This window comes from Nocardia asteroides, from assembly GCA_019930625.1.
GTDB lineage: Bacteria > Actinomycetota > Actinomycetes > Mycobacteriales > Mycobacteriaceae > Nocardia > Nocardia sputi.
In genome coordinates this window covers 393,477-419,603 of the sequence record CP082844.1, presented here as the reverse complement: position 1 = coordinate 419,603, position 26,127 = coordinate 393,477, and the positions used below count along the sequence as shown (strand labels likewise).

26 protein-coding genes, 1 tRNA gene and 3 pseudogenes are annotated in these 26,127 nt (G+C 67.5%); 15 read left to right on the top strand and 15 right to left on the bottom strand.

Translation table 11 applies throughout. The features are described from left to right. Positions 1 to 25: 25 nt before the first annotated feature. Positions 26 to 1,081: a phosphotransferase family protein gene (locus K8O92_01935; protein ID UAK32806.1), complete on the bottom strand. Its 1,056-nt coding sequence runs from the start codon at positions 1,079 to 1,081 to the stop codon at positions 26 to 28. Beyond that, the gene (locus K8O92_01930; protein UAK32805.1) at positions 1,078 to 2,286 is read right to left on the bottom strand and encodes an acyl-CoA dehydrogenase family protein; all 1,209 of its coding nucleotides are present in this window, start codon (positions 2,284 to 2,286) and stop codon (positions 1,078 to 1,080) included. Before K8O92_01930 ends, K8O92_01935 begins: the two co-directional genes overlap by 4 nt. A 90-nt stretch (positions 2,287 to 2,376) precedes the next feature. Between K8O92_01930 and K8O92_01925 the strand changes: the two genes are divergently transcribed. The 4 genes from K8O92_01925 to K8O92_01910 all read left to right on the top strand — a co-directional run bounded on the left by K8O92_01925 (position 2,377) and on the right by K8O92_01910 (position 6,753). Next, entirely contained in the window at positions 2,377 to 2,982 is a 606-nt protein-coding gene (locus tag K8O92_01925) for a TetR/AcrR family transcriptional regulator (GenBank protein UAK32804.1), read from the top strand. A 351-nt stretch (positions 2,983 to 3,333) separates the two neighbouring features. Beyond that, positions 3,334 to 4,902: a hypothetical protein gene (locus K8O92_01920; protein ID UAK32803.1), complete on the top strand. Its 1,569-nt coding sequence runs from the start codon at positions 3,334 to 3,336 to the stop codon at positions 4,900 to 4,902. Positions 4,903 to 5,256: 354 nt separating this feature from the next. Next, entirely contained in the window at positions 5,257 to 5,862 is a 606-nt protein-coding gene (locus K8O92_01915) for an ATP-dependent Clp protease proteolytic subunit (GenBank protein UAK32802.1), read from the top strand. A 297-nt stretch (positions 5,863 to 6,159) separates the two neighbouring features. Then, positions 6,160 to 6,753: an ATP-dependent Clp protease proteolytic subunit gene (locus K8O92_01910; protein UAK32801.1), complete on the top strand. Its 594-nt coding sequence runs from the start codon at positions 6,160 to 6,162 to the stop codon at positions 6,751 to 6,753. Here K8O92_01910 and K8O92_01905 read toward each other — a convergent pair whose 3' ends face one another. After that, the gene (locus tag K8O92_01905; GenBank protein UAK32800.1) at positions 6,754 to 7,140 is read right to left on the bottom strand and encodes a helix-turn-helix domain-containing protein; all 387 of its coding nucleotides are present in this window, start codon (positions 7,138 to 7,140) and stop codon (positions 6,754 to 6,756) included. It lies immediately after the preceding gene. A 138-nt stretch (positions 7,141 to 7,278) separates the two neighbouring features. Between K8O92_01905 and ilvD the strand changes: the two genes are divergently transcribed. The 3 genes and pseudogenes from ilvD (at position 7,279) to K8O92_01890 (ending at position 10,695) form a co-directional block, all read left to right on the top strand. Next, the gene (ilvD, locus tag K8O92_01900; protein UAK32799.1) at positions 7,279 to 8,985 is read left to right on the top strand and encodes a dihydroxy-acid dehydratase; all 1,707 of its coding nucleotides are present in this window, start codon (positions 7,279 to 7,281) and stop codon (positions 8,983 to 8,985) included. A gap of 208 nt (positions 8,986 to 9,193) precedes the next feature. Beyond that, the gene (locus tag K8O92_01895; protein ID UAK35380.1) at positions 9,194 to 9,808 is read left to right on the top strand and encodes a TetR/AcrR family transcriptional regulator; all 615 of its coding nucleotides are present in this window, start codon (positions 9,194 to 9,196) and stop codon (positions 9,806 to 9,808) included. Further along, positions 9,805 to 10,695: pseudogene (locus tag K8O92_01890) on the top strand (hypothetical protein). The gene K8O92_01895 and the pseudogene K8O92_01890 overlap by 4 nt, the downstream one beginning before the upstream one ends. A 688-nt stretch (positions 10,696 to 11,383) precedes the next feature. Here K8O92_01890 and K8O92_01885 read toward each other — a convergent pair. The 4 genes from K8O92_01885 to K8O92_01870 form a co-directional block, all read right to left on the bottom strand. Then, a complete protein-coding gene (locus K8O92_01885) occupies positions 11,384 to 12,115 on the bottom strand; it encodes an alpha/beta hydrolase (protein UAK32798.1) in 732 nt (243 codons plus the stop codon). A 37-nt stretch (positions 12,116 to 12,152) separates the two neighbouring features. Beyond that, the gene (locus K8O92_01880) at positions 12,153 to 13,118 is read right to left on the bottom strand and encodes an alpha/beta hydrolase (protein ID UAK32797.1); all 966 of its coding nucleotides are present in this window, start codon (positions 13,116 to 13,118) and stop codon (positions 12,153 to 12,155) included. Positions 13,119 to 13,153: 35 nt separating this feature from the next. Beyond that, entirely contained in the window at positions 13,154 to 13,876 is a 723-nt protein-coding gene (locus tag K8O92_01875; GenBank protein UAK32796.1) for an alpha/beta hydrolase, read from the bottom strand. Between the two features lie 102 nt (positions 13,877 to 13,978). Continuing rightward, positions 13,979 to 14,995 carry a DJ-1/PfpI family protein gene (locus K8O92_01870; GenBank protein UAK32795.1) on the bottom strand — a complete coding sequence of 339 codons (1,017 nt, stop codon included), beginning with the start codon at positions 14,993 to 14,995 and terminating at the stop codon, positions 13,979 to 13,981. A gap of 78 nt (positions 14,996 to 15,073) precedes the next feature. Between K8O92_01870 and K8O92_01865 the strand changes: the two genes are divergently transcribed. Beyond that, positions 15,074 to 15,685, top strand: a complete 612-nt coding sequence (locus tag K8O92_01865; protein ID UAK32794.1) for a TetR/AcrR family transcriptional regulator — start codon at positions 15,074 to 15,076, stop codon at positions 15,683 to 15,685. A 185-nt stretch (positions 15,686 to 15,870) separates the two neighbouring features. Here K8O92_01865 and K8O92_01860 read toward each other — a convergent pair whose 3' ends face one another. Together K8O92_01860 and K8O92_01855 are read right to left on the bottom strand one after the other, a co-directional pair. Further along, entirely contained in the window at positions 15,871 to 16,293 is a 423-nt protein-coding gene (locus tag K8O92_01860; GenBank protein ID UAK32793.1) for a hypothetical protein, read from the bottom strand. A gap of 124 nt (positions 16,294 to 16,417) precedes the next feature. After that, the gene (locus tag K8O92_01855) at positions 16,418 to 17,008 is read right to left on the bottom strand and encodes a TetR/AcrR family transcriptional regulator (protein UAK32792.1); all 591 of its coding nucleotides are present in this window, start codon (positions 17,006 to 17,008) and stop codon (positions 16,418 to 16,420) included. 83 nt (positions 17,009 to 17,091) lie between these two features. Between K8O92_01855 and K8O92_01850 the strand changes: the two genes are divergently transcribed. Further along, positions 17,092 to 18,093, top strand: coding sequence for a saccharopine dehydrogenase (locus K8O92_01850; GenBank protein UAK32791.1), 1,002 nt, complete (start codon positions 17,092 to 17,094; stop codon positions 18,091 to 18,093). 99 nt (positions 18,094 to 18,192) lie between these two features. On the opposite strand, the gene K8O92_01845 is transcribed toward K8O92_01850, so the two are convergent. Beyond that, positions 18,193 to 18,618, bottom strand: coding sequence for a hypothetical protein (locus K8O92_01845; protein UAK32790.1), 426 nt, complete (start codon positions 18,616 to 18,618; stop codon positions 18,193 to 18,195). A gap of 392 nt (positions 18,619 to 19,010) precedes the next feature. Between K8O92_01845 and K8O92_01840 the strand changes: the two genes are divergently transcribed. After that, complete coding sequence (locus tag K8O92_01840; GenBank protein ID UAK32789.1) at positions 19,011 to 19,208, top strand: hypothetical protein; 198 nt, start codon at positions 19,011 to 19,013, stop codon at positions 19,206 to 19,208. Positions 19,209 to 19,219: 11 nt separating this feature from the next. Here the strand turns inward: K8O92_01840 and K8O92_01835 are convergent, their stop codons facing one another. After that, a complete protein-coding gene (locus K8O92_01835; protein UAK32788.1) occupies positions 19,220 to 19,771 on the bottom strand; it encodes a DUF6098 family protein in 552 nt (183 codons plus the stop codon). A 176-nt stretch (positions 19,772 to 19,947) separates the two neighbouring features. On the opposite strand from K8O92_01835, the gene K8O92_01830 reads away from it, so the two are divergent. Further along, positions 19,948 to 20,235 carry a hypothetical protein gene (locus K8O92_01830; protein UAK32787.1) on the top strand — a complete coding sequence of 96 codons (288 nt, stop codon included), beginning with the start codon at positions 19,948 to 19,950 and terminating at the stop codon, positions 20,233 to 20,235. A gap of 21 nt (positions 20,236 to 20,256) precedes the next feature. Next, positions 20,257 to 21,987: an ATP-dependent DNA helicase gene (locus K8O92_01825; protein ID UAK32786.1), complete on the top strand. Its 1,731-nt coding sequence runs from the start codon at positions 20,257 to 20,259 to the stop codon at positions 21,985 to 21,987. Positions 21,988 to 22,088: 101 nt separating this feature from the next. Here the strand turns inward: K8O92_01825 and K8O92_01820 are convergent, their stop codons facing one another. From K8O92_01820 to K8O92_01810, 3 genes and pseudogenes are all read right to left on the bottom strand, one after another. Then, positions 22,089 to 22,280, bottom strand: a complete 192-nt coding sequence (locus K8O92_01820; GenBank protein UAK32785.1) for a DUF2795 domain-containing protein — start codon at positions 22,278 to 22,280, stop codon at positions 22,089 to 22,091. A gap of 358 nt (positions 22,281 to 22,638) precedes the next feature. Continuing rightward, positions 22,639 to 23,007: pseudogene (locus K8O92_01815) on the bottom strand (cytochrome b). A gap of 48 nt (positions 23,008 to 23,055) precedes the next feature. Further along, positions 23,056 to 23,376 (bottom strand): annotated as a pseudogene (locus tag K8O92_01810) (transcriptional regulator). 155 nt (positions 23,377 to 23,531) lie between these two features. Here K8O92_01810 and K8O92_01805 point away from each other — a divergent pair. From K8O92_01805 to K8O92_01795, 3 genes are read left to right on the top strand one after another with little or no spacing between them, the layout of a single operon-like run. Further along, positions 23,532 to 24,167, top strand: coding sequence for a TetR/AcrR family transcriptional regulator; helix-turn-helix transcriptional regulator (locus K8O92_01805; protein ID UAK32784.1), 636 nt, complete (start codon positions 23,532 to 23,534; stop codon positions 24,165 to 24,167). A gap of 11 nt (positions 24,168 to 24,178) precedes the next feature. Then, positions 24,179 to 24,826 carry an enoyl-CoA hydratase/isomerase family protein gene (locus tag K8O92_01800; protein UAK32783.1) on the top strand — a complete coding sequence of 216 codons (648 nt, stop codon included), beginning with the start codon at positions 24,179 to 24,181 and terminating at the stop codon, positions 24,824 to 24,826. A gap of 27 nt (positions 24,827 to 24,853) precedes the next feature. Continuing rightward, the gene (locus K8O92_01795) at positions 24,854 to 25,342 is read left to right on the top strand and encodes a DUF4442 domain-containing protein (GenBank protein ID UAK32782.1); all 489 of its coding nucleotides are present in this window, start codon (positions 24,854 to 24,856) and stop codon (positions 25,340 to 25,342) included. A 510-nt stretch (positions 25,343 to 25,852) separates the two neighbouring features. Here the strand turns inward: K8O92_01795 and K8O92_01790 are convergent. After that, positions 25,853 to 25,934, bottom strand: a tRNA-Leu gene (locus K8O92_01790). Between the last annotated feature and the right edge of the window lie 193 nt (positions 25,935 to 26,127).

Here is a 26,127-nt window from a genome sequence, read left to right as displayed (position 1 = left end):
AGCATTCGGCGACGCCGCGTCCGCGCTACTCGAGCCCGGCGACCTTCCGGCAGCGCCAGTCCAGGTAGTTGATCAGCATCCAGAAGTCCTCGAACGCCGGGTTGGTGGTCTGCCCGTGGTGGTAGCGGTAGTAGATCTGCTGCGCGATGACGGCTAGGCGGAACAATCCGAAAACCTCGTAGAACGGCCAGTTCTCGGCGGAACGGCCGGTGCGCGCGCAGTAGTGTTCGACGATCTGGGCCCGCGTGAGCATGCCGGGCAGGTGACTGGGTTGGCGGCGGGAAGCCCGCATGACCTCGTCGTCGTCGGCCTGCACCCAGTAGGCCAGCGCGCCACCGAGATCCATCAGCGGATCGCCCAGGGTCGCCATCTCCCAGTCGAGTACGCCGACGATCGCGCCCGAGCCCGACGGGTCGAGCACCAGATTGTCGAGGCGGAAGTCGTTGTGGATGACGGTGGTGGCGACGTCCGCGGGCTGGTTGGCGTCGAGCCAGGCCATCACCGCGGCGAAATCGCCGACATTGTCGGTGCGGGCGTCGACGAAGCGCCGCGACCAGCCCGCGACCTGGCGGCCGACATAGCCCGCGCCCCGCCCGATGCCGGTCAGTCCGGCGGCCACCGGATCCACCTCGTGCAGTTCGATCAAGCAGTCGAAAGCCGCGGTGGACAATCGCCGCGCCTGGTCGGGAGACAGGCTCATGCCCTCCGGCAGATCGCCGCGCAGAATCGTGCCGGCCACGCGCTCCATCACATAGAACTCGCTGCCGATCACATCAGCGTCGGCGCACCGGGCCACCATCCGCGGGACGTAACGATAGTGCGGGCGCAACCGCTGCTGCACCAGGAACTCCCGGCCCATGTCGTGCGCGGAAGCCGCCTTCTTGCCGGTCGGCGGGCGGCGCAGGATCAAGTCGCGGTCCGGGTAGCGCAGCAGATACGTCAGATTGGATGCGCCACCGGAGAATTGGCGCACCTGCGGCGGCTCGGCCAGACCGGGCACCTGGCCGGCGAGCCAGGTGTGCGCGGCGGCGACGTCGAAGGCGTCCTCCGGCCGGACGGCGGCGGCCTCCGTGGCGCTCACCGGTCGCTACCGTACTTCCGTAGCTCTTGGCGCGCGATCAGGTTGAGGTGTACCTCGTCGGGGCCGTCGGCGAAGCGCAGCGAACGAATGCCCGCGAACGCGCGCGCCAGCGGGAAATCGTCGGAAAGTCCGGCGCCGCCGTGCAACTGGATCGCCATGTCGAGCACCTCCTGGGTCATCCTCGGCACGACCGCTTTGATCTGGGAGACCTCGCTGCGCGCTCCGACCAGGCCCTTGGTGTCCAGCAGCCAGGCCGTGTGCAGGACGAGCAGCCTGGCCTGATCGATCGCGACGCGCGCGTTGGCGATCCGCTCCCGGTTGCCGCCGAGATTGGCCAGCGGCTTCCCGAACGCGGTGCGCGAAAGGCTGCGACGGCAGGCGAGTTCGAGCGCACGCTCGGCCAAGCCGATCGCGCGCATGCAGTGGTGGATGCGGCCGGGCCCGAGGCGGCCCTGGGCAATCTCGAATCCGCGTCCCGGCCCGGCGATCACGGCGTCCAGCGGCAGGCGCACGTCGGTGAAGGTGACTTCGCCGTGGCCGTAGGGCTCGTCCAGGTAGCCGAAGGTGGTGAGCATCCGCTCGATCCGCACGCCGGGGGTGTCCAGCGGGACCAGCACCATGGAGTGGCGCTGGTATGGGTGCGCCTCCGGGTCGGTGAGGCCCATGAAGATGACGAATTTGCAGTTCGGATGGCCGACGCCGGTGCTCCACCATTTGCGGCCGTCGAGCACGATCTGATCGCCGTCCACCACGGCGGTCGCGGCCATATTGGTCGCGTCGGAGGAGGCGACCTCGGGTTCGGTCATGCAGAACGCCGAGCGGATCGTGCCTTCCAGCAGGGGGCGCAGCCACTGTTGGCGCTGCTCCGCGCTGCCGTAGTGCAGCAGGACCTCGGCGTTGCCGGTATCGGGCGCGTTGCAGTTGAACACTTCCGGCGCCCAGCCGGAAGCGCCCATCGCCTCGGCCATCGGCGCGTAGTCGACGTTGGTGAGGCCGGCGCCGAGCTCCGGGTCGGGCAGGAAGAGGTTCCACAGACCCGCGGCCCGCGCCTTCTGTTTCAGTTCCTCGACCACCGGCGGGACCTCCCAGGGCGACTCCCGCAGGAAGGCGGCGTGCTCCTCGTCGCGCGGCTCGATCTCGTCGCGCACGAACTGCCGCACCTGATCGGTGAGGCGGACGGCTCGGTCGGAATGCGTGAAATCCATACCCATCCTCGAGGCTCGCTGAGCATTGCTCAACTTCCGGTCGGGTCATTGGTAGCATATTGTTGAGCATTGCTCAATAGAGGAGGGTGGATGTCGGAGGTTGCCGTGGAGCCCGGCGGCCGCCGCTCGGCGGACGATCGACGCAGACAACTGATCGGCATCGGTCTGCGCATGCTGATCGACCGTCCCTGGCACCAGATCACCGTCGACGCGGTCGCGCAGCAGGCCGGCATCTCACGCGGGCTGCTGTTCCATTACTTCCCGACCAAGCAGGACTACTACGCCCAGCTCGTCGGCGCCGCGTCGCAGCGATTCCTGCGCGCCACCGGTCCGGATCCGGACGCCGCGGACCCGCTCGCGTCGATGATCGCCAACTTCGTCGGTTACATGCGCAGGCGCAGTGGCCCGCTGGTGGCGCTGCTGCGCGCCGCGGGGCAGGACCCGGTGCTCGAGTCGATCATGGAGCAGATGCACGACGAGCTGACCGACCGGGTCTTCGCGGCTCTCGGCAGGTCCGCCCGGTCGACCGCCGAACGCCTGGTGGTGCGCTCCTGGTGGGCGATGGCCGAGGATCTCACGGTGCAGTGGTCGGCCCGGGACGACGTCGAGCAGGACCGGCTGGACCGGTTGCTGTTCGACACCTTGTCCCGAGTGCTCGATTCGGTGGACAGCGAGCGCGCGGCGGGTCGCCACTGACGGCTCGCGCACAACCAGTTATCGCGCGCCGAGATCCGCGGTTCGAGCCGTGGCGGCGGAATGGCTCGCGGGAAACCGAACCACCTCGACATAGGGTGGTCAATGGTTGGAAGCGCGGTTCGACACCAGCGGCAAGGACGTGCTGCCCGGGCTGCGGCGCCAGGGCGTCGAACCAGGGCACAGAGGGGAAATCACGCCGTGCCGCGTGTGTCGTCCACGGCGCGCCGAATAGTTTTACGAGTTGGCAAATGAATAGTTTCGCCGACGGCGGTGGATCGACTATGAATGAAACGTGCCGTTGCCATACGTGATCACTTGTCTGCCATCGAATCTCCCCGGCGGGGAGCGCTGATGGTCATCGAACATCCCATCGAGGACGAGGTTACACAGCTGGCGAGGCGGGTCGAGAAGGCCCGTGGACGGCTCGCCTACCAGTTCGATCCGGCGCTTACCGAGGCGCTGTCGGAAGACGAACTGCATGCCGAACGTGAGCTCGCCGAACGGATTCGCACCCAGGAGCGCGGACAGCGCTGGAAAGAGGCGCAGGCTGCCGCCGCGGCATCCGACCGCGCCAGGCAGACCACCGAAGCGATCGAGAAGGCCGACATGCGAGACCTCCTGCTCGCCCGCAAGGCGATTGCCGCGCAACGACGCGAATCCAGCCCGCACGCGAAGCTGGCCTCGCTCTACCGGCATCGGTCCTGGTCGCTGCGCGCGCTGGCGGGTGTGGTCGCGGCGGGCATGTTGTGGTCGGCGGTCAACGTCCAGCACAACATCGCCCCGGGTGGCGCGACCGATCCGCTGTACTGGTTCAGTTACCTGCTCGAAGGCATGATCAGCGTCTGCCTGATCATCATCATGATCGGCACCAACAAGGTCGCCGAATGGGGCGTCGTCGACAACCGCCGTCAGGTCGCGGCGGCCGAAATCGCCCTGCTGGCCCTGACCGTCAGCCTCAACACCTATCCCTACCTGCGTGCGGGCGCCTGGTACGACGCGGCCGTGCACGCCATCGCGCCGGTGATGATCGGCGTCGCGCTGCTCATCCACGACGCCGCGAGCGCCCGCTACGGCATGGCCATCGCCAGGGCCACCGAGCAGGTCCGCGACCTGCCCGACCCGGCTGAGCAGATCCGGCTCACACTGCCCAGATACCGCATGCCGGTCGCGCCCGAGGCGCCGGGCATCCCGCACGAGTACACCGATCACGACCCGCAGCCCGTCGTGGCCGCGGCAGCGGTGGAGGTCGTCGAGCAGGAGCAGGCCGAGGTCGCCGAAACCGTCGGTGCGCCGAAAGTTTCCGACGAGCAGCCCGTGGACATGGTGAAAGCCGAGAAGAAGCGTGCGCCGGTCCCGACGCCGCGCAAGCCGGTGCTGCCCGAGTCCATCGAGGATCTCGACGCGATGGAAGTCTTCCAGACGCGTCCCACCACACCGGTGAAGGTCAAGGACACCGAGGCCACGATCGCCGCCAACGGCAGCGCGCCCTCGACCAACGGAAAGAAGCCCGTGGCCGCGGAGCCCGTGGCGCTCGGAGCGGTTTCCGCGGCCGAGACCGCTACGCGTGGCCCGGCCGAGGAGCCGACCGCGGCGAAAGTCGTTGTTCGTCAGACCGCTTCGGCCAAGCCGCGTACGCCGGTGCCGGACACCGAGGTCCCGACGGCCGAGATCCCGGCGGTCGCCCAGCGCCCGCTCGCTGACATCGACAGCCTGATGCCGGAACCCAAGAACGGCAAGAACAGCCCCAAGCCGGACGTCGCGCAGCCGCCGACAGCACGCCAACCGGACATCTACGACACCGGTTCGTTCCGTGTCGCCGACATCCTCGAGCAGGAACTCGCCGAACTGCAGGCCGAACGCCGCCGCGCCCGCGCCCAGAGCAGGCAGCGCTCCGCCTCCACCGCGGGCCGCGAATCCTAGCGAGCCCCGATCCCGGCATCGATGCCCGCCGGCGCACCACGCGTCGGCGGGCATTGTCGTCTTCCTCGCGTCGCATCGGAGCTCGACGGCGCTCGAACAGACACCGGTAGACCGGCGAGCCGTCAGTTCAGCGCTCGACTCGGCCAGAGGGCTGGCTTCGGCCCATTCCGCCAGTAGGCGAGGGCGTCGTACAGCGGGACGCGGCCTCGACCGTCACGCGCAGCGAGTGGGCTGGGGGTGTCGCCGAAGTCGCCGCGGTCCTCGGCGTCCGCGTCGTCGCTCGACTGCTGAGAGCAGATCCGCCGACGGCAGCACGGGCGCGGTTCGCCGCTGTGAGTCCGGCACCGTGGAACCATGACTCACGATGACAAGACCCCGATGTTCAGCTGGCGGGCCAGAGAGCAGCTGCTCAGCCGCCGCATAGTCGTGCTCGACGGCGCCCTCGACGACGACAACGGGACGCTGCTGATGACCCAGTTGCTCACTCTCGCCGCCGAGGACCCGGAAGCGGGCATCTCCTTGTGGATCCATTCGCCGGGCGGATCGGTTCCGTCGATGCTCGCCATCCGTGACGTGATGCGGCTGGTGCCATGCGAAGTCTCCACGCTCGCTCTCGGATTGGCCTGTAGCGCGGGGCAATTCCTCTTGTCGTCGGGGAGCAAGGGCCGGCGCTTCGCGTTGCCGCACGCCAGGGTGCTGATGCATCAGGGCTCCGCGGGCATCGGCGGCACCGCCGTCGATGTCGAGGTCCAGGCCGACGACTTGCGCTACACCGTGGACACGGTGCTCGGCATCATCGCCGAGGACACCGGCCAGCCGTTCGACCGGATCTACGAGGATTCGCTGCACGACCGCTGGTTCACCGCTGCGCAAGCCAAGGAGTACGGCTTCATCGACCACATCGTCGACTCGTTCGGACAGATCGTCCCGCAACGTCAGCGGATCGGGATCTCGGCATGAGCGGTCAGGCCTGGAGGCGGCAGCGCCAGCGTGACCCCGCAAGGCCCCGCTGATGCCGACAGAAGACACAGCATGAGCGGTCAGGCCTGGAGGCGGCAGCGCAGCGTGACCCCGCAAGGCCCCGCTGATGCCGACAGAAGACACAGCATGAGCGGTCAGGCCTGGAGGCGGCAGCGCAGCGTGACCTCGCAAGGCCCCGCTGATGCCGACAGAAGACACAGCATGAGCGCTCAGGCCTGGAGGCGGCAGCGCAGCGTGACCCCGCAGGGGCCCGCTCATACCGGAAGTGGACACATCATGAGCACCTACACCATCCCCAACGTGATCGCCCAGCATCCACGCGGCGGCGAGCGGATCACCGACATCTACTCCCACCTGCTCGCCGAGCGGATCGTCTATCTCGGCACGCCGATCGACTCCGGTGTGGCCAACGCGCTCATCGCGCAGCTGCTGCACCTGGAATCGGAGAGCCCCGAGCAGGAGATCAACCTCTACATCAACTGTGAGGGCGGCGACCTGTCCTCGATGCTGGCCGTGTACGACACCATGCAGCACATCCAGTCGCCCGTGCAGACGACTTGCGTCGGCCAGGCGATCGCGGTGGGCGCGGTGCTGCTCGCGGGCGGCGAGCCCGGCCGCCGGTCCCTGCTGCCGCACGCCAGGGTGGTGCTGCACCAACCCGCCGCGCGCGGGCAGGGAACGATCCCCGATCTGATCCTGCAGGCCGACGAGCTGGTGCGGATGCGGGCGGAGATCGAGTCGATCCTGTCGCGGCACACCGGGCAAACGGTGGAGCGGCTACGGCGCGACACCGACCGCGACCGGGTCTTCACCGCATCGGCCGCGGTCGAGTACGGCCTCGTCGACCAGGTCCTGGGGCGCCGCGACTGATCAGGCCGCCAACGCCATGAGCGTGGGCCCGGTGCCGGAGCGCGGCGCCGACCGCCGCAGGAAGGCGACCCTGCGGCGGGCGCGGAGTTCGTCCGCCACCTGACCGGTGAGCTCACCCAGCGTGGTCCCGAGTGATCCGGCCAGGGCGGCGATCATCTCGCTCGACGGCTCCTTGCGTCCCCGCTCCACCTCCGACAGGTACTGCGGGGAAATGCCCGCCCGCTTAGCGGTTTCCACCAGCGTCTCGCTCCGGTCCTGCCGCAGCGTGCGCAACTGTTCGCCGAGCACCTCGCGCCAGAGGGGTTCCGGGGGCGTCTGCGGTTCCGGCTGCCGAGGCCGGTCGTCGCGTCCACCGGGGATCGAGTGAAGTCTCGGGTGCTCGGTCATGGTCCGAGCGTACGGTTGCGGGTGACGGGTTCGCCCGGCATTACGCTCTGGGCGTACAGGGCCGTTCCAGTGGACGGAATTCGCGGATCCGGCGTGGTCGCCGCCGTAATCGGAGCGGACCGAGGATGATGGGGAACCGTGCCAGAGAATCCGAAGGTTCCCGATCTCAAGCCGCGCAGCCGCGACGTTACCGACGGCCTGGAGCGAACCGCCGCCCGCGGGATGCTGCGCGCGGTCGGTATGGGCGACGAGGACTGGGAGAAGCCGCAGATCGGAGTGGCCTCCTCGTGGAACGAGATCACTCCGTGCAATCTGTCCCTGGACCGGCTCGCCAGGGGTTGCAAGGACGGCGTCTTCTCCGGCGGCGGCTTTCCCATGCAGTTCGGCACCATCTCGGTGTCCGACGGCATCTCCATGGGGCACGAGGGGATGCACTTCTCCTTGGTCTCGCGTGAGGTGATCGCCGACAGCGTCGAGACGGTGATGCAGGCCGAGCGGCTCGACGGCTCGGTGCTGCTGGCCGGCTGCGACAAATCGCTGCCCGGGATGCTGATGGCCGCGGCCCGGCTGAACCTGGCGAGTGTGTTCCTGTACGCGGGGTCGATCCTGCCCGGCCTTGCCAAGCTCTCCGACGGCAGCGAGCGCGAGGTGACGATCATCGACGCGTTCGAGGCGGTCGGCGCGTGTGCCCGCGGGCTGATGAGCCGCGAGGACGTCGACGCCATCGAGCGGGCGATCTGTCCCGGCGAGGGCGCCTGCGGCGGCATGTACACCGCCAACACCATGGCGAGCGCGGCGGAGGCGCTGGGTATGTCGCTGCCCGGCAGCGCCGCGCCGCCCGCGACAGATCGTCGCCGTGACGGTTACGCCCGTCGTAGCGGCGAGGCCGTGGTCGAGTTGATCCGGCAGGGGATCACTCCCGCCGACATCCTCACCAAACCCGCTTTCGAGAACGCCATCGCGGTCGTCATGGCCTTCGGCGGGTCGACCAATGCCGTGCTGCACCTGCTGGCCATCGCGCACGAGGCGAACGTCGACCTGACGCTGGACGATTTCGCTCGGATCGGGCGCCGTGTCCCGCACCTCGCCGACGTCAAACCCTTCGGTAACCATGTGATGACCGACGTGGACCGCATCGGCGGCGTGCCGGTCATGATGAAGGCATTGCTCGACGCCGGGCTGCTGCACGGCGACTGCTTGACCGTGACGGGAAGGACGGTGGCCGAGAACCTGGCCGACATCGCCCCGCCGGATCCCGACGGCAAGGTGATCCGCGCGATGACTTCGCCGATCCATCCGAGCGGTGGCATCACCATCCTCACCGGTTCTCTCGCGCCCGATGGCGCCGTGGTCAAGTCGGCGGGCTTCGACTCCGACGTGTTCACCGGCACCGCAAGGGTTTTCGATCGGGAACGACCGGCGATGGATGCCCTCGAAGACGGCACGATCGTGGCGGGCGACGTCGTCGTCATCCGGTACGAGGGGCCGAAGGGCGGCCCCGGGATGCGCGAGATGCTGGCCATCACCGCCGCCATCAAGGGCGCGGGCCTGGGCAAGGACGTGCTGCTGCTCACCGACGGACGGTTCTCCGGCGGCACCACTGGCCTGTGCGTCGGACACGTCGCACCAGAAGCCGTGGACGGCGGCCCGATCGCGTTCGTGCGCGACGGCGACCCGATCCGCCTCGACGTCGCCGCGGGCACTCTCGACTTGCTGGTCGACGCCGACGAACTCGCCCGCCGCCGCGAAGGCTGGGACCCCCTGCCGCTGCGCTACACCCGCGGCGTCCTGGCCAAATACACGAAGCTGGTGGGCTCGGCATCGATCGGTGCCGTCTGCGACTGAGCGTTCGTCCTCCTGCGTGATCTCCCGGTGATCTCATGGTCGTCTGGCTCGTTGCCGCATGCTTCGAGCCGTTGCGTCGAAGTCTTCGGCGCACCGTTGAATTCGATTCCACGGCCTGGAGGCGAAGTCGTGCCAAAATTAAGCTACCGATTTGTAGCTACAGTTGCATAGCTACTTTTTCGTAGCTATATTGGCGATCGTGAATGCGATGAAGCCAGCGGAGAAGGGTCGCCGCACCAAGCACGAGCTCCGTGCCGATTGTCATGCGGCCGTCATCGCGGAGGCTGCCGAGACCGGCCTGGGGCGGCTGGCGATGGAGGGGGTCGCGCGGCGCGCCGGCGTCGCCAAGACCTCGCTCTACCGGCACTGGTCGACGGTCGAGGAATTGCTGATCGAGGCGCTGGCACAGGCGTACCCGGTCGAAATGCCGTCCCCGGCGGGCGGGAACCTGCGCGGGGACCTGCTCCGGGCGCTGGAGCAGCTGACCGATTGGCTGTCCGGTCCGACCGGGTCGGCCACGGCCGCGATCCTCGGTGAACGGCAGCGACGGCCCGATCTGGTCGAGTCGTTGTACCGCAATGTGTTCGACCTGCGCGGCGGCCGGTTCACCCGAACGGTCCTCGACCACTACGCGGCGCTCGGCGAAATCGACGGCGCCCTGATCACGCCGATAGTCAGCGATATCGGCGAGGCGCTGGTGATCAAGCATCAGATCGACACCGGGCAGTGGCCCGACGAGCGCGTCCGAACGGCCATCGTGGACGAAGCCCTGCTGCCCGCGCTCGGTTTCCCACCTCCCACAGAGAAGAGAAAGACGAAATGACTGGCGCACCTGCCAACCCGATCCACGTCGACTGGGCCGCGACCACCGGCACTTCGCGCACCACGTTGACCACCCACCTGTGGACGGCACCGCCGCTGCGCCGGGGCTCACCGATCCACGACAAGGCCTTCGACGCACTGCGTGCGCTCGACGCCGACCTCGTTCGATTCCTGCCCTGGTATTCCCATCCGCGCATCGCGGTCGCGGAGCTGGCCCCGCCCACCGCGACCGAGACCTCCTGGAATTTCGAGCTGCTCGATCCGCTGGTCGAGGACTTCATGGACGCCGCGGATGGTCGTCCGGTCGTCGCGAACTTCGCGACCATCCCGGCCTGGATGTTCCGCACCGAGGAGCCGGTGACCGTCGCGGAGGACCCCGACGAGATCCACTGGGACTACGAGCGAGGCACCGAATTCCGTGATCCGACATTCACCGAGGTCGCGGACTACTTCTACCGCGTCGCCAGCTGGTATATCGCCGGCGGGTTCACCGACGAACTGGGACGCCGCCACGAGTCCGGACACCACTACCGTTTCGCCTATTGGGAAGTTCTGTGCGAACCCGACCTCGGGCACCGGATCGCGCCGGCGGACTACACGAGGCTGTACGACGCGATCGTCGAACGACTGCGTCCGCTCGACCCCGACATGAAATTCGTCGGCTTGTCGCTCAGTCACATGCACCGGGATCCGGAGTACTACTGGCAGTTCCTGGATCCGGCCGTACACCGTCCCGGCGTGCCGGTCGACGCGTTCTCCTATCACTTCTACGCGTCGTCGGACATCGTCAACCCGTTCGGTCCAGAGGGTAACGCGCCATACGAACACTGGCGCGACATCTTCTTCGCGCGAGCCGATGGGTTCCTGGAGCAGGCGCGGTTCATCGACGGGATCCGGCGCAGGCTCGCCCCGGCCGCCAAAACGTTCATCAACGAAATCGGCACGTACCCCGCTGATGTGATGAATCCGAACCCCGAGATCCCCGAGGAATATTGGGCGCTCAGCGCTGCGGTCCAGTCCTATCTCTGGGCCGAACTCGTGGCGCTGGGCGTCGACGTGGTCGGCATCGCGGAGTTCATGGACTACCCCGGGATGATTCCCGGCACATCGCTGATCGACTGGGAGACCGGCGCCCCGAACCTGCGCTACGAGGCGCTGGCATTGCTGCTGCGGCACTTCGGCCCTGGTGATCAGCTGGCCGCGACCAGCACCGCCTTTCCCGACCCACGGGTACACGCCCAAGCTTTCGTCGCCGCCTCCGGCGAACGAAAACTCGTGGTGATCAACAAGACCGAGGCTGTGCTGACGATTCCCCTCGATTCCTCTTTCCTCCCGGTCGGCGTCGAGCAGGTCGGGTCCACGGGCCTGCGAGCCACACCGCTCACCGATCCCGTCCTGCTCCTCGACGGCTTCGCCACCGCCGTCGTCAGCTGCTGAGGGCACAGCGCGGACCGTCGGCAGTCGCGCGGCCCGAGCGCGGGTTCCGTCGGGAGTAGGAGGCCGTGCACCTTGGGTCCCGCGCTGGGAAAAACGCTGCTGCGCGGGACCTTCGGCTGTGCGACTACCTGGACTCCGGCTACCTGCCCGCCGCGCGAGCGATCAGGTCACTGACCGCATCGGGCGCGGAGACCGAGACGGCGTGTGAAGCGGAGACCTCCACGACGTGCGCGCCGGCGCGTTCGGCCATGAATCGCTGCGCTTCCACCGGAATGTTCTTGTCCTCGCTGGTGACCAGCGCGAACGACGGGATGTTCCGCCAAGCCGTTGCGGTCGCGGGCTGTTGCAGGGCAGCAAGCGCGACCGGCCGCTGAGTCGCGGCCATCAGCTCCGCGGTGGCGGCGGGCACGTCGGCGGCGAACTGCCGGTGGAATTCCTCTTGCCTGATGTAGAGCTCGGTGCCCGCGCCCCCGTCGGGAAGCGGGTAGGAGGAGGGCCTGGTGGTCGGCCCGAGCGTCGATCCGGGGAACTTGTCGGTCAATTGCAGTGCGCTCTCACCTTCGTCGGGAATGAACGCGGCGATGTAGACCAGCGCTTCGACATCGGTTCTCCCCGCGGCGGCGACCGTGATGACGCTCCCGCCGTAGGAATGACCGGCCAGGATGCACGGCCTCTCGACGGAGTCGAGAACCGAGGCCACATACGCGGCGTCACTGTCGAGGCCGCGCAGCGGATTGGCGGCCGCGATCACGGAATGCCCTTGTGCGCGCAGCCGTTCGATGACTCCGTTCCAGCTGGAGGAGTCGGCGAACGCGCCATGGACCAGCACGATGGCCGGTGCGGGGGAAGAACTGGTGGACTCGGTGCTCACAGGTGCGGTTCCTTCGAATTCGGTCGTCGGGTACAGGTCAGGCGGTGTGCAGGGCGGACCGCAGCGTCGCGACGGCTTGCGCTACCGCGGCTTTGGCGGCTTGGGTGTCGTGCAGCGCGTTGACCATCACGAAGTCGTGGACGATCCCGCCGTAGCGCACCTGGGTGACCGGCACGCCCGCGGCGCGCAACTTGCCCGCGAAGGCTTCGCCCTCGTCGCGCAGCACGTCGGCTTCGGCGGTGATGACCAGCGCGGGCGGCAGTCCGGCCAGCTGGTCGGTGCTCGCGCGCAGAGGAGAAACGGTGATCTGCGCGCGCTCCTGCGCACTGGTGGTGTACTGATCCCAGAACCACTTCATGCCCTCGCGCGTGAGGAAGTAGCCCTCCGCGAACTGCTCGTAGGAGCCGGTGTCGAAGTTGGCGTCGGTCACCGGATAGAACAGCACCTGCTGGAGGAACGAGACGTCGCCGCGCTCCTTGGCCATCAAGGTCAGCGCGATGGCCATGTTGCCGCCGACCGAGTCACCCGCGATCGCGATCCGGGACGAGTCGAGGCCCTTCTCGCCGCCCTCGGTGGTGACCCACTGGGCGACGCGATAGGACTGCTCGTTGGCCACCGGGTAGCGCACGTCCGGTGACCGGTCGTACTCGGGGAACACCACGGCCGCGTGCGCGCCGACTGCGAGATCGCGCACCAGGCGGTCGTGGGTGTGCGCGTCGCCGAACACCCAGCCCGCACCGTGGGTGTAGATGATCACCGGCAGCGTCTCGGTGACGCCTTGCGGCTTGACGATCCGGGCTCGCACCGAGCCGGTCGGCCCACCCTCGACGGTGACCCACTCCTCATCGATCTCGGGCTTGAAGATCGGCGAGTCCTGCACGGAGTCCACCGCTTTGCGGCCCTCCTCGGGCGGGAGCTGGTAGAGGAACGGCGGCTGCGAGGTCGCGTCGACGAACTCCTGCGCCGCCTGTTCGAGCGAGATGCCCAGCGGGTTTCCTGACATGATGGTGCCTTTCTCGTAGAGGGGACTGCCTTGACTCAGGACAATTGAGCGATCGCGTCGGTGATGACGGCCACGACTTCGTCGGGGTGTGTCTGCATCACCAGGTGTGGTCCATCGATCTCGACGATCGAGCGCAGTCCGGCTCGCTTGTAGCCGAACCGTTCGACGTTGGGATTGATGGTGCGATCGGCGCTGGAGACGATGCCCCACGCCGGTTTCGTCTTCCACGCGGCCGCCGAGGCGGGCTCGTTGAAGGCGATCGCCGACAACGGCCGTTGCGAGACCGCGAGGACCTTGGCCTTCGCCGGATCGAGACCCGCGGCGAAGACATTCGGGAAGGCGTCGATGTCGACCGAGACGTCCGTGCCGGGCTCGGCGCCCTCCACCGGATACGGCGCGTAGACGAGGTTGGCCGCCAGGTCGGAATCCGGGAACCCGCCCTGCAACTGCCCGAGGCTCTCGCCTTCTTCCAGGGCGTAGCCGGACACATAGACCAAGCCGGTGACATTGTCCGCGACGCCGGCGACGGTGATGACAGCGCCGCCGTAGGAGTGCCCGGCCAGCAGCACCGGGCCGTCGATCTGCTCGACGAACGACTTGATGTAAGCCGCGTCCGCGGACAGGCTGCGATTGAACACTGGGGGCACGACGACGCGATGGCCTCGTTCGAGCAGCCGTTCGGTGACGGGGGACCAGCTCGAGCCATCGGCGAACGCGCCGTGGACCAGGACGATGGTCGGACTTGCCGGGGCGGACATGGCATTCCTTTCTCCAGCGCGCGGTGACGGCGCTGTGCATGCGCCAGTCTCGGTCGGATACCCAGTGCCGCGCCCCTCCCCACGGGCCACAAAAGCCTCCGATCAGGACACGGCCTGTTCCATCACCACGTCCAGCCCGGCGGCCGAGCCGGTGGAACGGAAGCGCTGCTGGTACTTGCTCGGGGAGATGCCCAGCCGGGCCACGAACGCGCGGCGCAACGCCTCGCTGCCGCCATACCCCGCGGCCATGGCGGCCTCCGTCACGCTGTATCCGGCGTGCAGCATGTCCCGGGCCATCCCGAACCGGATGAACGAGACGTATTCCGCGGGCGAGCGCTCGAGTTCCGCGCGGAAGAGCCGGGTCAGATGCCGCACGCTGACCCGCGCGTGGGCGGCCAGGGTCTGGACCGTGTGCGGATACGCGGGATCCGCGCAGATCAAATCCACCACTCCGCGGACGAGAGGACTGCGCGGCACCGGTCCGCTCAGCGACGCGGAGAATTGTGATTGACCGCCCGCGCGCTGCATGTAGACCACCAGCGACTGCGCTACACGCCGCGCGACGTCGGCGCCGTGGTCCTCTTCGACCAGCGCCAGCGCGAGATCGACGCCCGCGGCGACCCCCGCTGAGCTGTACAGGTTGCCGTCCCGCACGAAGATCGCGTCCGGGTCCACCTCGATCGACGAGTATCGCCGCGCGAGGTCGGCCGCGAATTTCCAGTGGGTGGTCGCGCGCCTGCCGTCGAACAGGCCCAGGTCGGCCACCACGAACGCGCCGCTGCAGACCGACGCCAGCCGCCGGGTGTTGCAGGCAAGATGCCGCGCGGCTGCCAGAACCTCGGGCGTCACGAATTTGCCCGGTGGAAGCTCGCTCCCCGGAATCACCACCGTGTCGAAGCGGCCCGCGTCCGCGACCGCGCAGCTCACTTCGATCCGCGCGGCGATCGAGGTCTGGGCATCCTTACCGTCGGCCGAGACCAAGACCACCTCGTACCCCGCCACCGATTGGTTCGCCTCGACGAACACCTCCGCGGGCCCGGCGAAGTCGAGCATCTTCACGCCGTCGAAGACCAGAATGCCCACTCGTTTGCGAGGACGGGCGGTGAAGTTGGAAGACATGTCAACAGTATTGTGGAGTAGCGGCTCCAGAACAAGTGGATGTGTGTGACCTCGCACAGTGATTGGTACGGTGAGGACATGGGACGGCCGCGACAGTTCGATGAATCGAACATGCTCGACGCCGCGACCGAGCTGTTCTGGTCGAAGGGTTTCGACCGCACGTCGGTAGAAGATGTCTCGCTCGCGACCGGTGTCGGCAACGGGAGCATCTACGCCGCTTACGGCAGCAAGCGCGGACTTTTTCTCGCTGCGTTCGAACGCTATTGCGAGCGGCGTGCGCACTTGGTCCGCGAGGCCATGGGTTCGGCGGGCGGCTCGGCGCGATCCGCGGTGCGTGCGCTCTACCGCGCGATCATCGAAGACTGTGCCGCGCATCCGGATCGGCGCGGCTGCCTGATGATCAACAGCATCGCCCATCTCGGTACCCGGATCCCCGAAGTCGCCGCTATCGGCAGCCGGACCACCGCCGCGATGGAGCACGGCGTCGCCGAGCGGTTGCGACCCGCCATGCGCGGCGCCGGAGACGACGACGAAGCCACGCTCTCGGCCGTCAGCGCCAACGTCGTGGTGGTCGCTCAAGGGCTGATCCAACTCAGCCGCTTGGGAACTCCGACGCAGCGGTTGCACGAGATCGCCGATGTGTCGACTGCGGCCCTGCCGCAGGCATGGGCCGACCAGCTCGTCCACTGACCCGGTCCAGGGGAGTTCGCGCCGTGCCGACGATCCGCTTCGCGCTCGACCCCTCGCACCGGGGACCGGCTCGACGCACGGTGTTCACCGACAGGCCTCGGCTCGTCGTCCGGCTCGACGGCGCGTGATACGAATCAGGGAAGCGTGGTGGTCGCGCGGCCGACCCGGCTGGTTGGCGACCGACCTCAGAGGTAGGGGAAGCAATCGATGTCGCGGTGGGTGAAGCAGGGCTGCTCGACCGGTCGCAGCCAGCGGGCGGGGACCCGTAGCGGTTCGACCTCGGGCAGGCGCACTGGCCGGTCTTCACCGTCGAACAACGTCCCGCGCACCCGGAACACGCCGAACGGCAAGCCGAGATCGTGAGCTTGTTCGGTCGTCAACACCACCGCGATGCGGGAGTTCGCGGTGATCCGCAGTCCTTCGACGATGATCGGATCACAGGTGTGGTCGATCTCCGTGACGGTGAGCCGGAACCTGCCGCCTCGTAGCCACGACCACGCCCACGAGAGCGAGCCCGGCTGGTCGCAGTCGGGGTAGCGGCTGCGCGGCAGACGCTGCGGGACCAGCACCATGTAGGTGCACCCGACCTCGATTTCGCGGGTCCGCATACCTTTCAGCGTGACCGTCGCACCGGCTCCCTCGCAAGGAAACCGGCAAATACAGCGCATCACGTGGGGGCGCAGCCGCAGGTCCGGGCGCCCGGGTCGCCCGCGCGGAGGGTGGCCGCCGGGGCTAGCAGTCGGTTCCGGCGTCGAGGCTTCCCACGATCAGGTCGGTGAGCGCCGCGATGGCTTCGGCGACCGTGGTGCGTTCTCGGTTCAGCTCGGTCGCTATCGCCTCGGCCGCACCCAGCACACCGACGCAGCGCAACCGAAGCGCGTCGGCCGGGAGGCCGGAGTGCGGCAGGAGCGCGTCGGCCATCAGGTCCGCGTAGCTGTCGTACATCTCGTGCTGGATCGCCTCCATGTCCGGATTTCCTTTCAACGCGGCGGAAATGGCGTTGAACTCCGGCATGTCGGCGGCGCAGGCGAAGTATGCCGTACTCGTGACACGGGCGAGCTCCGCAGCGGTGGGCGCGGCCTCCCGCAGCGCCTGGGCAGTAGCGGCTCGCTGTCGTTCGTCGAGTCGCCGGTACAGCGCGAGCAGCAGGCCGGGACGGGTGCGGAAGTGGTCGTACACGATCGGTCTGCTCACCCCGGCGGCCTCTGCGAGGGTGGGCAGGGTCAAGCCGTCGGCGCCCTCGGCGCGCACGATCGCCAGGGCGGTGTCGAGCAATTGCTCCCGCCTCGCCTGCTTGGAGAGGCGGGTGGATGTCGTCGTCATGGTCCTCCCTTGCGTCTTCGCCTCAGTGTAGCTACAAAGAGTAGGTTACAAAATGTAGCTTCACCCTTAGGAGAGGAATCACAGTGGAACATTCGAAATCCGTCCTGATCATGGGCGGTTCGGGCCAGGCGGGCTCGGGAGCGGCGGCGGTACTGCGCCGGTGGTATCCCACGCTGCCGCTGACGATCGCGGGCCGCGATCTCGGTCGGGCGCAGCGAGTCGCCGACGAACTCGGCGCGGCGACGGCCGTGACCATCGATCTGGAGCGCAGCGATCTCGGGCTCCCGGCCGACCACGGTTATTCGGCGGTGATCGCGACGGTGTGGGACGCTCGCCTGCACGGGCTGCGCTACGCGCTGGACCATGGGGTGCCGTACCTCAGCATCTCCAGCGGCATGGTGGACATCGCACCGGAGGTGGCCGCGGGCGTCCAGCGGCCGAGTGCCGCTCCGATCCTGGTGGCCGGCCACTGCTGTGCCGGTCTGGTCGTTCTCGCGACCTTGGACGCGGCACGGGAGTTCGACCGGATCGACACCATACGGATCGGCGTCGTACTGGACGACACGGACACCGGCGGCCCAGCGGCTGCTGCCGATCTGGAGCGCATGTTGGCCGCCACCCCGGCGGGATTCGTGCGTCGCGACGGGATCTTCACCTGGCTGAGCGAGCCCGACGCGCAGGTGGACGTGCCGAGTGTCGACGGCGTCGTGCTGCCGGGCCAGAGCGTCCCCATCCTGGACGTGCCCAGCCTCGCCGTCGCGACGGGAGCGCCGAACGTCCGCTTCGCGTTCGCGTTCGGTGAAACCGCGAGCAGGCGCCGCGGCGAACCAGCTTCCATCGAGGTCCGGATAGAACTCGAGGGAGTGGGGCGGGCGGGCGCGCCGCTGAGTACGAGCCGTTATCTCGTCCACCCGGTGGGGCAGCGCCCCTGGACCGCCCTCGGCGTCGCGCTCGGCGTCGAACGACTGCTCGGACTGCGCGGCGAACCCGTCACGCCGGGCCTCTACACTCCCGAAGCATTGCTCGACCCGGCCTACGTGGTCGAGCGGATGGCGGAGATCGGCACCACCTCCGTCAGCGTGTGAGGCATTGAAGCGCTGTGACTGGCTTCGCTTGCCGGTACACCTACCCGTCGGCCTGAAGGCTGCGACGTGGGCACATCAGGCCGGTGGGAATCGGAAACGTCAGGAGGCGGTGACGGTCAGGGTGTAGCCGGTCGCAGTGCCGTCGGCGGAGGACACGAGGAGTTGGTAGTCATTGCCGTCGGCGACGAGATCGGCGTGCGGAACCTCGGTGGCGACCATCGGCCCGATCAGCGGGGCCACCGAGACGCGGGCGTTGCCGTTCGGAGAGGACACGTCGAAGCTCAGGCGCTGCCCCGGCACCGTGGCGATGGAGTAGCTGTCGGACTTACCTTTGAGGACATTGCCATTGGCCTCGGTGCTGTTCTTGCCCGGCTGGATCTGCAGGCGCTGCACAGGGCCGGGCAACGAGGGAATGTCGGGCAGGGCTTGTGTGGTCGCGATGCCGACGGTCGCGGTGAAGGTGACGGCGGCTAGCACCGCGGGCAGGGTACGCGACAACGAACGAAACACTCGAGAAGCGGTCATGCGCCACATCTTTCCTCACGGGGTGCGCGAGATGATATGCGGCCGAGTAAAACTGACGTATCTCCCCCGAAATGTGTCGATGGCGGCCGGGATGATCATCGTCTCCGCCGCCTACGGCGTCGTCGTCGGCGTATTCGGTACCGACATGCCGCAGTTCGCCACCGCGGGCAGCCGCCCGGCCGGCTGCCCGCGCGTCTTGTGCAGACCGTGGTGGTATTCGGCGTGATCGTGTGATCATGACCTACCTCGGGCTCGCGGTGCTCGGTTTCGTGCGCGACTCGTTCGCCCGCATCACCGCCCGTTTCCCAACTCGCCCCGGGTCTTCTTCGGCGGCTTGATCGGCGCCTTCCTGATCGGACGCCCGTTAGTGGCACCGGCAGCTGCACCGCTGGATGTCCCTCCTCTTCACGGCGACGGTCGTCGTCTGTTTCGTCGCCGCCGCGCTGGGAATGATGGAGTCCGCGCTCTGGGTGTTCTACCTGCCGCTGCCCCCGCTCTTCGTGCTCATGGGCACCGGTTTGTACATGTTCGTGCTGCCGTATCGCACGAAGCCCGGCAGCGGTCGCCCCGACCTCGTCGGACGCGCCTGATCAGGTGATCGCTACGAATGGGTTTCCTGGGTGGAGTCGCGACCGACGTGGAACCGTTCGTGGTAGAGCCGGGCGGCTTCGGCGATCACATCGGGACTCAATCGAGCCAGGGGCTTGATACCGGTTAGCAGAGGTTCGTGATCGGGTCCGGCCCCGGCGACCTGGCCGGTCAACAGCCACGCATAACGGTCTTGTTCCGCGCCCAGGTCGGCGTACTGCCGAATCCTGCGCGCGATCCACTCCACGGGCGTGCGCGTCCACCAATCCTCGGGCTCGATGGTGCTGACCGAGAGACCGGGCATGTCGTGGTCGGCCTCGTAGTCGCGGCTTCCACCTGCCTCACGGTCCCGGTCCGGGCCGTGGGAGTAACGCAGATATACCGTCGAGTCCGTGCGCTCGATGAGCCGAGCGATTTCGGTCAGCCGCCGCAGGGTGGGCAGTTCGGTCCCACCGACTTGCCGGCCCTGCCGCACCGAAGACCGGGGGAGGTCGTCGGCCGTGGAAACCGAGCGCGGACGAGGGGAGCGGTTCCGTTCGGTGTTGTCAGCGTCTTCGCCGCCCATGCGGTCTGGGTGCCCACTCACGCCGCAAAACACACAACCGGTCGATCCGAGTTCTGTGCTCGCCGTGCTGTCGGGACGGCTCGTCGCCGGTGCCGAGCCGTCCCGATACCGCTCGTGGACGCCGCGCCAGGGGGATACCGCAGTTTCCGCCATGGGATTCAGGGAAAGCGACCACTATGCCCAGACCCGCGCAATTGGCGGTGGCCGCCTCGAGCCGGTGGACCGGCGAGGACGGCATTCGCTACCCCGGTGGCGACACCCACGCCTGGGTGCGTGGCACCAACCAGACCCTGTGCGGCGTGCCGTTGTCCCGTGCTCACTTGGCCCGCTTCCCCCATGTGCCCTGGGATGAAGCGCAGTGGTTGGCCGACACCGGTGATCACCGGCTCGCGTTGTGCCGCCGATGCGCCGCCGCCATGCGCTCCGAGCGACCCCGCTGGCAGCGGATCAACCCACGCCCATGACCTCGAAACGGTGTTCTGCTTATGACGGACTCTGATCGGCGCGGTCGTGAGCTGCGGCGCCTGGCGGCGGAGATCTTCGGGTTGCCACGGCTGCGGGACGAACAGTTGACGGCGATGGAGCTCGTGCTCGACGGGCACGACGTGCTGGCCGTACTGCCGACCGGAGCGGGTAAATCGGCGATCTACCAGGTACCAGCCTTGCTGGTGGACGGTCCGACGGTGGTGGTTTCCCCCTTGATCGCGTTGCAGCACGACCAGATGGAGGGCATCGAGGACAGCAGAGCTCCCCGCGCGGTGGCACTGAACTCCGCACAGAGCCGCGGCGAGCGCCGGGACGCCTGGGACGCCCTGCGCCGAGGCGACGCCGAGTACGTGTTCTTGTCTCCGGAGCAGTTGGCCAAAGAGGAGCTGGTAGAGGCGTTGGCCGCGCTCGAAGTCGCTCTGTTCGTGGTGGACGAAGCCCACTGTGTTTCGGCGTGGGGCCACGACTTCCGGCCCGACTATCTGCGTCTGGGTCCGATGTGCGAACGTCTCGGGCACCCGCGGGTGATCGCGTTGACGGCCACCGCGGCGCCGCCGGTGCGCCGCGACATCGTGACCCGGCTCGGCATGCTGGATCACCGCGAGGTGATCGCCAGCTTCGATCGACCGAACCTGCACCTGGCGGCGCGCCGGTTCACCAGCGAATCCGACAAGCACGACGCCGTCATCGCGCATATCCGCGGATTGGCCGGCGACTCGCGGAACGGATGTGGTCTCCTCTACACCGCCAGCCGCAAGGACACCGATCGCTACGCCCGTGAACTCGACGCGGCCGGTGTGCGGGCAGCGGGCTACCACGCCGGGATGAAGACCGCCGACCGCGAACGGGTGCACCAGGATTTCCTGAACGGCGAGGTGGACGTGGTGGTGGCGACCTCCGCATTCGGGATGGGCATCGACAAGCCCGATGTCCGGTTCGTCGCGCACGCCTCGGTGCCCGACTCGCTGGACTCCTACTACCAGCAGATCGGCCGGGCCGGACGTGACGGCGACCCCGCCGAGACCATCCTGTTCTATCGGCCCGAGGATCTGAACCTGCAGCGGTTCCTCACCACCAGCAAACCGCCCACCGATACCGTCGACGCGGTCGCCCGCGCACTCGCGCGGCACGATCACCCGATTCCGCCGAAGCAACTCGCCGACGAGGTCGACGCGGCGCCCGCCCGCCGCACCCGCGCGGTCAACCTGCTCGAACAGGCCGGCGCTCTCACCACAACCGGGTCCGGCCGCCTCGCCTTCGATGCGGACCTGACCCCCGACGACGCCGCCGATCTGGCCCGCGATGCCGCCACCGCGCACGAAACGCTGATCACCTCTCGCCTGCGGATGCTGCGCGGCTACGCCGAAACCACCGACTGCAGGCGCCGCTACCTGCTCGGGTACTTCGGCGAGCAACTGCTCGAACCGTGCGGCAATTGCGACACCTGCGATGCGGGCACCGCCTCCGGCCGCGCCCGCGGCACCGATGAATTCCCGCTCGACAGCAGGGTTCGCCACGAACAATGGGGTTGCGGCGTCGTCCTGTCCGCCGAACAGGACCGCATCACTGTCCTTTTCGACGACTTCGGTTACAGAACCCTCTCCCTGCCCGAGGTGCGCAAACGCGGACTGCTCGTTCGCGCCCCCGACCCTTCCGGCGGGGTCTGCCCTGACGACGCCGACACCGAGGTGCACGGCGCGGACAGTAAGTCGCGGTCGCGGTCGCGGTAGTACAGACACCGCCGGAGGGGCTGTTCGCGGCATTCGGGCTACATCAGCCGTCCGCTACATATCAACCGTTGATGAAAGCGGACTCCAGCCGCAGGTTGCGCCTAGGCGGACGAGACGGCTTTACTGACCGCGTTCGGACCGTCATAGGTCCGGTCGGGCATCGACTCGAGAGCATCGAGAACGTTCTCGTCCGCACCATTGTCCTTCGCGGCGGAAACGATCCCGTCACGATCACACGGATAATCGACGCCGGACAAATACTTCTGCACCTGAATGGGATTGACCTGGCTCATCTTCTTCTCCTCTCCGAGGATCCGAGATAGCGGACATCAGACGCACTACCACTGCCGGAGCTGCCCAAACCAGGGATGACCACCGGCTCCCGTCCGTCGTGAATTCACCGCGGACACCTTCAAGGCTCAGGCCGGCTCGTGTGGGCGCAGATCACGTCGTAGGCGCGGACGGCGTCCTCGGGGAAGACGAGAACGAGCAGGCGATGGCGTCGACCGCGCCGGTCGGTCCATCCCACAGTTGAACGAATCCCGTGGGCGCGCAGAGTGTCTCTTACGACCTGCCCTGCGTACTCGCTGGCGACGGTGGCCGCAGGGACCAGCAGTCCGTAGTCTTCGGCGTGCCTGACACGGCGCAGTCTCATCGGTCGTGTCGTTCGCCGTCGCGGCGCAGCTGGTATTCCCGGAGAACGGCCAGTTGCCTGCGTTCCTCGGTGTGCTCGGTCGTCAGGAGACGCTCCGCTTCGGGCGCCGGATCCGGGCGGAGGAACGAACCCGGTCCGGGTTTGCCCGCCGACCCCAGCTTGTTCATCTTCTTCGGTACCGGGGCGCCTTGATACTCGAGCGGAACCGGGTGGCCGTGGTCATCGACCGGGCCCAACGGCTGGTGCATCTCGATGTACTCGCCGTGCGGCAGGCGTTTGATCACGCCGGTCTCGATGCCGTGGGCGAGTACCGCGCGATCGCCGCGCTGCAAGCCAAGGCACATCCGGTAGGTCAGGAAGTAGGCCGTCGCTCGGTTCGGCACGGTGAATTCCTGGTCGGCGGCCCAGCTGGCGAGCAGGGCGAGTTTGTCTGCCGATGCAGTGGCTTCCTCGGCGCTGTAGGCGCCGATGGACAATCCGGCTTCGCCGGGCATCTCGAACACGTCGTAACTGATCTCGAGCTCGCCCACCACCGGATGCCGGTAGACCTTGCGGCCGGTGCGGTACGCGTGGACGTCCTGATCGGCCCAGTCCTCGCGGAACTGCGGACTGCGAGTGGACAGCTCGCCGATCAGCGCCGTGAGATCGCTGTTGAGCGGTGTTCTACCGCACGCGGTCGGGGGGACCTGTTGTGCCCTGGCAGCCGTTGCAAGACTCCATATATGAGAGCAAATGCTCCATAATTATACCAGAGCACGTGCTCGACTTATTGGGTGAGTCGCGGCACCGAGCTCTCATTGAACCGCCGAGGGGTCATTGAGCTGCGAAAATCCCACATCGACCACCCGGCCGGTGAGTTACAGAGCAAGCGCTCTGTTATGCTTCGATCATGCCCCGCCCTCGTGTGCACGCTCTGGATCCACTCATGGATGCCGCCGAACAGCTGGCAGTCGACTCCGGACCCGCTGCGGTCACTGTCCGGGCGCTCTCGGAGGCAGCCTCGGTGTCCAATGGCGCGATCTATCACGCTTTCGGCTCCCGCGCCGGGCTGATGGGTCGGGTCTGGCTGCGCGCCGCGCAGCGTTTCCTGACTCTGCAGCGCGAGGCCGTGGATCGGGCACTGGCCGCGGGTAGCTCCCGCGAGGAGGTGATCGAGGCAGTCGTCGCCGCTGCCGACACTCCTGCCGAATTCCTGGTCCAGCAGCCGGTCTCGGGGCGTTTCCTGCTGACCGTGCCCCGCGAGGAGCTCCTCGGTTCCAGCGAGCTTCCCGACGACATCGCCGAGGAGTTACGCCAGCTCGATCAGACCCTTATCGAGCTGTTCGTGGGTTTGTCGCGCGGTGTGTTCGACCGCGCCGATCGCGAGGCCGTCGGCGTCATCCGTGAATGCGTGGTGGAACTGCCCACCGCGCTGCTGCTGCGCGGCCGCCGAGACCCCGATCCCGCGGTGCGTCAACGCCTTGCAGCCGCGGTCCGCGCGGTACTGGCCGTCCCTCTGGTCCCCCGCACCCCCACAACGAAGTGAAAGGCCACACCATGACCGCGAACCTGCACTACCAGGACAAGATCGCCGTACTGAACCTCGGCGACGACGAGAACCGGTTCTCCCCGGACTGGCTCGACACCGTCCACGCCCACCTCGACACCGTCGAACGCGACGCCCAGGGCCTGATCACCACCGCAGACGGGAAGTTCTACTCCAACGGCCTGGACCTGGACTGGCTGATGGCCAACGGCGACCGCGCCGAATGGTACGTCGGCCGCGTCCAGGAACTGTTCGCCCGAATCCTCACTTTTCCGCTGCCCACCATCGCCGCGGTGAACGGCCACACCTTCGGCGCGGGGGCCATGCTGGCCATCGCCCACGACTACCGCGTCATGCGGGAGGACCGCGGCTACTACTGCTTCCCCGAGGTCGACATCAACATTCCCTTCACCCCCGGCATGGCCGCCCTCATCCAGGCCAAGCTCAGCCCCCACGCCGCCGTGACCGCCATGACCACCGGCCACCGGTTCACCGGCCCGGATGCCCTGGCCGCCGGACTCGTCGACGCCACCGCTGCCGAATCCGCGGTCCTCACCACCGCCATCGACCGGCTCACCCCCATCCTCGGCAAGAACCCCGCCACCCTCGCCGCCATCAAAACCACCATGTACAGCGCCGTCACCGCGGCACTGCGCTGACACCGCTCGAACCGAGGAAGACCGTCGATGACAACCACCACGGACCAGCCAGGCAGCACCAACCTCGCGCTCTGGAACACACTGCAACGCTTGCCATTCGGCAACTGGTTCTTCACCCAGGCGCTGTGCTTCAAAGCCCCCTATTTCCGCAGTGTGCACCCTCTGCTCCAAGAGCTGCGACCAGGACTGTGCCGAGTCGGCGCGCCCAACCGCCGCAGCGTCCACAACCACCTCGGCACCTACCACGCCATCGCATCCTGCAACATGGCCGAGCTCGCCGGCGGCATGATGACCGACGCCACCATCCCGGCCACCCACCGGTGGATCCCGGTCGGCATGACCGTGGAATACAAATCCAAGGCAACCACCGCAGTGACCGCCGTCGCCCGACTCGACCCCATCCCCGAGTTCGGCGATGAACCCACCGAACTCCTCGTCCCGGTCGATGTCCTCGACGCCGACGGCAAAGCCTTCGTCACCGCCCGGATCATCATGCATGTCTCCAAGAAACGCTGACGCCCACACCGCCGTCTCGAAGCCACCTGGCACCGCGACGCGCAATCCAGGTGACCAGGTGCGGACGCTGGTCGTGGGGAAGCTCGCCGGTCACGACATAATCGGCCCCAAGGTCGAGAGATGCTGATTGTTCCGGATGTTCGGAAAGACGTATGCCCGGACGCCAGCCCAGCGCGGTGAAGGTGATCTTGTCGAGGATCCGGCCTCCCCGACACAGCAGAGCCCGTAGACGAGGTCGCCATGGGCGGGACGGACCACACGGTTCGTGACCAGCGGTCCGTGAACAAGTTCCTGCAACGGCGACTGCGGCGGGATGACCGGCGCGATCACCGCTGACCACCCCCGTCGGCGGTGCCAGCGAACTTTCCGAGAGGGTCACCACTGTCGCGAAGTGGCAGATCTGGCCAAGAATCGATGCGGGTCAGAGCGTGTTTCCACTGGTCGGCCTTCGTGTGTGCGAGTGCACTCCAACACGCGGCACGAAAAAGTGTCACGACTGACGGGAATCTGTGCGCGAGAGGGGACTTGAACCCCTACGTCCGTGGACACCAGAACCTAAATCTGGCGCGTCTGCCAATTTCGCCACTCGCGCTTGATGGTACGACCGTCCAAACTCTACCGGGCGTTTCGTCCTTTACGCAGCATTGGGAGGGTGTGGCGTACTCGTCAGTAACCTTACCTGGGATTATAACGATTCAGTAACCTTCAATGTGAGGGGCACTCATGTTTCCTACGCGTTGGTAACCCGATGGACCAGGGGGTTCAAACATGAGGCGCAGTCATGT

Excerpts from the sequence above, each read along its gene's own strand:
- K8O92_01825 (UAK32786.1), top strand. The coding sequence starts at position 20,257 with ATGACGGACTCTGATCGGCGCGGTCGTGAGCTGCGGCGCCTGGCGGCG.
- K8O92_01870 (UAK32795.1), bottom strand. The coding sequence starts at position 14,995 with ATGTCTTCCAACTTCACCGCCCGTCCTCGCAAACGAGTGGGCATTCTG.
- K8O92_01800 (UAK32783.1), top strand. The coding sequence starts at position 24,179 with ATGACCGCGAACCTGCACTACCAGGACAAGATCGCCGTACTGAACCTC.
- K8O92_01830 (UAK32787.1), top strand. The coding sequence starts at position 19,948 with ATGCCCAGACCCGCGCAATTGGCGGTGGCCGCCTCGAGCCGGTGGACC.
- K8O92_01845 (UAK32790.1), bottom strand. The coding sequence starts at position 18,618 with ATGACCGCTTCTCGAGTGTTTCGTTCGTTGTCGCGTACCCTGCCCGCG.
- K8O92_01925 (UAK32804.1), top strand. The coding sequence starts at position 2,377 with ATGTCGGAGGTTGCCGTGGAGCCCGGCGGCCGCCGCTCGGCGGACGAT.
- K8O92_01910 (UAK32801.1), top strand. The coding sequence starts at position 6,160 with ATGAGCACCTACACCATCCCCAACGTGATCGCCCAGCATCCACGCGGC.
- K8O92_01880 (UAK32797.1), bottom strand. The coding sequence starts at position 13,118 with ATGTCAGGAAACCCGCTGGGCATCTCGCTCGAACAGGCGGCGCAGGAG.
- K8O92_01855 (UAK32792.1), bottom strand. The coding sequence starts at position 17,008 with ATGACGACGACATCCACCCGCCTCTCCAAGCAGGCGAGGCGGGAGCAA.
- K8O92_01865 (UAK32794.1), top strand. The coding sequence starts at position 15,074 with ATGGGACGGCCGCGACAGTTCGATGAATCGAACATGCTCGACGCCGCG.
- K8O92_01805 (UAK32784.1), top strand. The coding sequence starts at position 23,532 with ATGCCCCGCCCTCGTGTGCACGCTCTGGATCCACTCATGGATGCCGCC.
- K8O92_01920 (UAK32803.1), top strand. The coding sequence starts at position 3,334 with ATGGTCATCGAACATCCCATCGAGGACGAGGTTACACAGCTGGCGAGG.
- K8O92_01835 (UAK32788.1), bottom strand. The coding sequence starts at position 19,771 with ATGGGCGGCGAAGACGCTGACAACACCGAACGGAACCGCTCCCCTCGT.
- K8O92_01840 (UAK32789.1), top strand. The coding sequence starts at position 19,011 with ATGTCCCTCCTCTTCACGGCGACGGTCGTCGTCTGTTTCGTCGCCGCC.
- K8O92_01915 (UAK32802.1), top strand. The coding sequence starts at position 5,257 with ATGACTCACGATGACAAGACCCCGATGTTCAGCTGGCGGGCCAGAGAG.
- K8O92_01860 (UAK32793.1), bottom strand. The coding sequence starts at position 16,293 with ATGCGGACCCGCGAAATCGAGGTCGGGTGCACCTACATGGTGCTGGTC.
- K8O92_01895 (UAK35380.1), top strand. The coding sequence starts at position 9,194 with ATGAAGCCAGCGGAGAAGGGTCGCCGCACCAAGCACGAGCTCCGTGCC.
- K8O92_01875 (UAK32796.1), bottom strand. The coding sequence starts at position 13,876 with ATGTCCGCCCCGGCAAGTCCGACCATCGTCCTGGTCCACGGCGCGTTC.
- K8O92_01820 (UAK32785.1), bottom strand. The coding sequence starts at position 22,280 with ATGAGCCAGGTCAATCCCATTCAGGTGCAGAAGTATTTGTCCGGCGTC.
- K8O92_01930 (UAK32805.1), bottom strand. The coding sequence starts at position 2,286 with ATGGATTTCACGCATTCCGACCGAGCCGTCCGCCTCACCGATCAGGTG.
- K8O92_01905 (UAK32800.1), bottom strand. The coding sequence starts at position 7,140 with ATGACCGAGCACCCGAGACTTCACTCGATCCCCGGTGGACGCGACGAC.
- K8O92_01795 (UAK32782.1), top strand. The coding sequence starts at position 24,854 with ATGACAACCACCACGGACCAGCCAGGCAGCACCAACCTCGCGCTCTGG.